The 4,027-nt window shown below is 33.5% G+C and carries 4 protein-coding genes; 1 reads left to right on the plus strand and 3 read right to left on the minus strand.

Going from position 1 to position 4,027, the window contains the following annotated elements:
- Window positions 1-110: 110 nt before the first annotated feature.
- The 3 genes from AC1DIT_RS27455 to AC1DIT_RS27465 form a co-directional block, all read right to left on the minus strand.
- Complete coding sequence (locus AC1DIT_RS27455) at window positions 111-1,505, minus strand: IS4 family transposase (protein WP_016133331.1); 1,395 nt, start codon at window positions 1,503-1,505, stop codon at window positions 111-113.
- Between the two features lie 73 nt (window positions 1,506-1,578).
- Window positions 1,579-2,037, minus strand: a complete 459-nt coding sequence (locus tag AC1DIT_RS27460; protein ID WP_016133332.1) for a VOC family protein — start codon at window positions 2,035-2,037, stop codon at window positions 1,579-1,581.
- A 671-nt stretch (window positions 2,038-2,708) separates the two neighbouring features.
- Window positions 2,709-3,311 (minus strand): LysE/ArgO family amino acid transporter, encoded by a 603-nt coding sequence (locus tag AC1DIT_RS27465; protein ID WP_016133333.1) that lies wholly within the window; start codon window positions 3,309-3,311, stop codon window positions 2,709-2,711.
- 99 nt (window positions 3,312-3,410) lie between these two features.
- Between AC1DIT_RS27465 and AC1DIT_RS27470 the strand changes: the two genes are divergently transcribed.
- On the plus strand, window positions 3,411-4,027 hold a 617-nt coding region (locus AC1DIT_RS27470; protein WP_476998565.1), incomplete at its 3' end, for a GntR family transcriptional regulator.

Consider the following 4,027-nt stretch of genomic DNA (forward strand, 5'->3'; position numbering starts at 1 on the left):
GTAAAAAAACTAAAAGATATTAGGGGTATTTCGTATGACTTTTTATTTATGGATATATGATATGAATTCTCTAGCCTTTACTCTGTGAAAAATCTATAAAAAACAATTGACTAATCGTAAGAAATATCAAAGACTGTTTTCTTATCGTATCGATGAGATTTCCGGCCATTCTTCTGGAGTAAGTGGAACAGGCGGATTAAAATCTTTGTTATTTCTCCGGTGTTTTGTTGTATGGCTTGATATAAAATATGTAAATGATCTTGAATCATTCCAATTGCTTTATATTCACTTAATTCCTGTTTCTTCTTTTGTAAAATTAATTGTCGCATCTTAAACATAGTAGAAGAACATAGAAAAATGGCAATGAGTTTTCCATAAACATGGCATTCTAATCGTTCTTGTTTAATATTTTGCCAATGATGAATTTGAAATAAGGATTTCCAAGTTTTAAATATGATTTCAACTTGCCAGCGGAGAGAGTAAAAATCATGGATTTGTTTCATCGGAACAATCTCCCAAGGTGTATTGGTAACATATAGGTTCATGCCAGCTAATCGTTTGCTTTTTTCTGAATATGTAATGCCCTTTTTACTTTCCGTATACACTTGTTTTTTCAAACGCTCACGAAGTTGTTTTTCTGTTAATCGATACATAATCACTCGGGTAAATAATTTTTTATCCTTTCCAATATAAGCATCTTTTATTTCATAGATCTGCCCTGGTTTTAAGGTATCCATAATGTGCTCTAAATCAACTTTGATGTACTGAGATTGTTTTTTTATTGTCCCATTTCGAAAGTATTCAGGAAATTCATTTTTGATATACACCCTATTGTTTAATTTGAGCCGTGATATATAATACACACCACGTTGGTCCATTTGGTCTAAATCATCCAGTGAATAATAGCCTAAATCCCGAATACATAGATCACCAGGACGTAATGTCGCTAAACACTCTGTTCCAAAGGTTTTATCATTATTTTTCCCTGGTTCCACTTGGAAATTTAAAAATTGGCCACTATGTAAATCATATTCTAACTGGATTTTTATACCCGCTGTTTGAGCACAACCACCTGATCCAGGATATACGCTAGCTAAATGCTTTGGCACTTGAAAAATCGTTGCATCTAAAATACGAATTCGTTGAAAATAAGCGATTGAAGAACTAGGAATCACTGATGTTTCACAAATTTTACTTTTTAATAACGAAGAGAAAATATGTTTTAAAAAACAAACAGCTTTTTTATTGAAGCGCTTATTGAGTCCTTCTGGACTCATGGTTGTTCCTGTAACAGCGTGGAGTTGACTACACAGTCTTACTAAAGAATCACTTGCTACTCGTTGACTAATCCAGACACATATAGTTGCTAAATCATCCCCTGAAAATTTACGTTTTCGTTGTACAAAACCTAGTTCTCTAGCGAGATTTTCCAAAAACGAAGGGGTAAGATGTTCATATAATTCTTCAGCAAATAATTGTAGTTCATTTTGAATCGAAATATTCATAAAAAACGTCATCCTTTCTGTATATTTTTACAAAAAGAATAACGTTTTTTTCGTTTTATAGATACAATTTCATTCATTTTTCTTGGTGTTCCGCATCCCATTCACTTAAATAGGATGCATATTCTAATTCATCTGGATTCTCATGTAACATAGAAATAAATTCTAATTTATTTCCATCACAATCCAGAAAATATACACTTGCAGCGGGCATCCATCTTTGGACAATTGGCTCTTGATTTCCTTTTCCTTGACTTCCTACTACTTCTATTCCACGTTCCTCTAACCACAATTTAGAAGTCATTAAAAACTCCAAATCTACACCAAAAGCAAAATGTTTCGGCTCAAAGTCTTCAATATTATGTACTTCCCATAGTCCAAGCATTTGTTTTTTATTTTCTCCTACCCAAAAGAAAGCCACTCTTCTTTTGGATAGTTTTCTTGCTAACGCTAACCCTAGCTTGTTTTGATAGAAATCTATCGCCTTTTCTAAATTTCTTACATGTAAATGAGTCTCGTATATGTTCTGTATCATTATGCTTATTCCTTTCTTTATTGGTAACTACCAGTTGAGTAGTTACTGTAATTCTAAATTTGAAATATGTATAATCCTAGTAATGTACATCTATATCCGATATACCTATTTACTATTATATCGAAATTGAAATATGATAAATCCAACTGAGGTAGCAAGTTCAAATGAAAATTCTACTACTTTTGTAGGAGAAATATCCATTAAATTCAGATGAAATCATATTTAAATAATGAAAAAACGCTATTCTTTTGGTAAGAATATAAAGAAAGGATGGCATTTTTTACTCTTGGGGGTAGTTAATGTTCTTAAGTTGATGGGCATGGGGTCACCATATCAAAAAAAGAAAAYTGTACGTTTAGACACAATTCGGACACATTTTAAGCGGTTCCCTGTACGTTAAGAAAACAACTATTCATTAACGGTGCTCGGACAAAATGTGAAAATTGTATATTATCAAGACCTAAATCCCCAAAAAAACTTAAAATAAAAGGCCCTACATATTATATATGACTAATATGTTAGAGCCTTTTATTTTGGTAATGAATTTTGAAACTGGATTTAAACAGTATTTTTCTCTATTTGGGTAGAAATAAATAAAGTCCCATAAACGGTCGTTTATGGACATAAAAATGTTATGTCCTGAACATGATATCTTTATAATTTACTATACGTTAAATTAATCCAATAAAAAGATAAATGGCAGTTCCCCAGATAAACAGGGCGGAGCATTTGTTGAATATGTTCATTAAACCTCCTGTACCATCTATCTTCTTCATGACTGTACCTGCGAGCGTTAATCCAAAGAACCAAATCCAAGATACTGTAATACATGTGATTGTAAAAATAACTTGTTCCGTTCCGACATATTTTAATGCACTTGTTCCAATAACACCAACTATATCTAAGAGGGCATGAGGGTTTAATAAAGAAACCGATAAAGCAAAGATGATTTGCTGACGGATTGGTAATGCTTTATTCGTTTCATTTGTAGTTGGCTCAGACCTCCAAATAACATATCCCATGTAAAGCAAAAACAAAATTCCGGCAATCATTAGACTGAGTCGTAGCCATTCAAATTGTAAAACGATAGTAGATAGACCAAAAACGGCTAAAAGAATTAAAAATGTATCACATAGTGCAGCTGTAACAGCCGCCGGAAGTGCTCGAATTAGTTTTGGCTGTGTGGCTCCTTGTGAAAATACAAATACATTCTGTACCCCTAAAGGTAAAATGAGTCCGAATGCTAAGATTATTCCATGAAAAATGGCTTCCATATAATCAACTCCCTTTCAATTACTATCGTACTATGATAAAACTAAAAGAAAACAACCAATTGGATGGTTTTTTATCCACCCAATTTAGGGGGGAATTAGATGAAATGGAAACCAAATCGTCATTCTCATTTGACCGTTCAAGAGCAAATTGTAGATTGGATAAAGTCTCATATTGAGCGAGGTGATTGGACTGTTGGCACAAAAATTCCAACACAGCGCCAACTCGCAACGCAATTTAATGTGAACCGAAGTACTGTGCAACTTGCGCTTGATGAATTAAGGGCGGATGGTTTGCTCGAATCTAAAGTGGGGTCAGGGGTATTTGTGGCCAATAATTCGTGGAATGTGCTTTTGAACAGATCTCAACCAAATTGGCAGCAACACATTGAATCAAGTATTCATAAACCAAACTACCATACGATTCAACTCATCAACGAATATGAGCAAATGGATCATATCATCCGTCTTGGAACAGGTGAATTATCACCAGAATTACTTCCAACGAAACAAATTGAACAGTCGTTAAAAAAGATTTCACTTGAATCAAAGGCAATTGGCTATTCATCACCACAAGGAAGTGAAAAGCTTCGGGGAATTTTATGTAATTATTTAAAAAAACGTGGTATTCAAACAGCACCAGAGAACATTTTAATTGTTTCAGGTGCACTTCAAGCACTTCAATTAATTGCAGTTGGATTATTAGAAGAAGGATCCAT

It is taken from the genome of Bacillus sp. 05T22 (assembly GCF_056396765.1).

Excerpts from the sequence above, each read along its gene's own strand:
- AC1DIT_RS27455 (WP_016133331.1), bottom strand. The coding sequence starts at position 1,505 with ATGAATATTTCGATTCAAAATGAACTACAATTATTTGCTGAAGAATTA.
- AC1DIT_RS27460 (WP_016133332.1), bottom strand. The coding sequence starts at position 2,037 with ATGATACAGAACATATACGAGACTCATTTACATGTAAGAAATTTAGAA.
- AC1DIT_RS27465 (WP_016133333.1), bottom strand. The coding sequence starts at position 3,311 with ATGGAAGCCATTTTTCATGGAATAATCTTAGCATTCGGACTCATTTTA.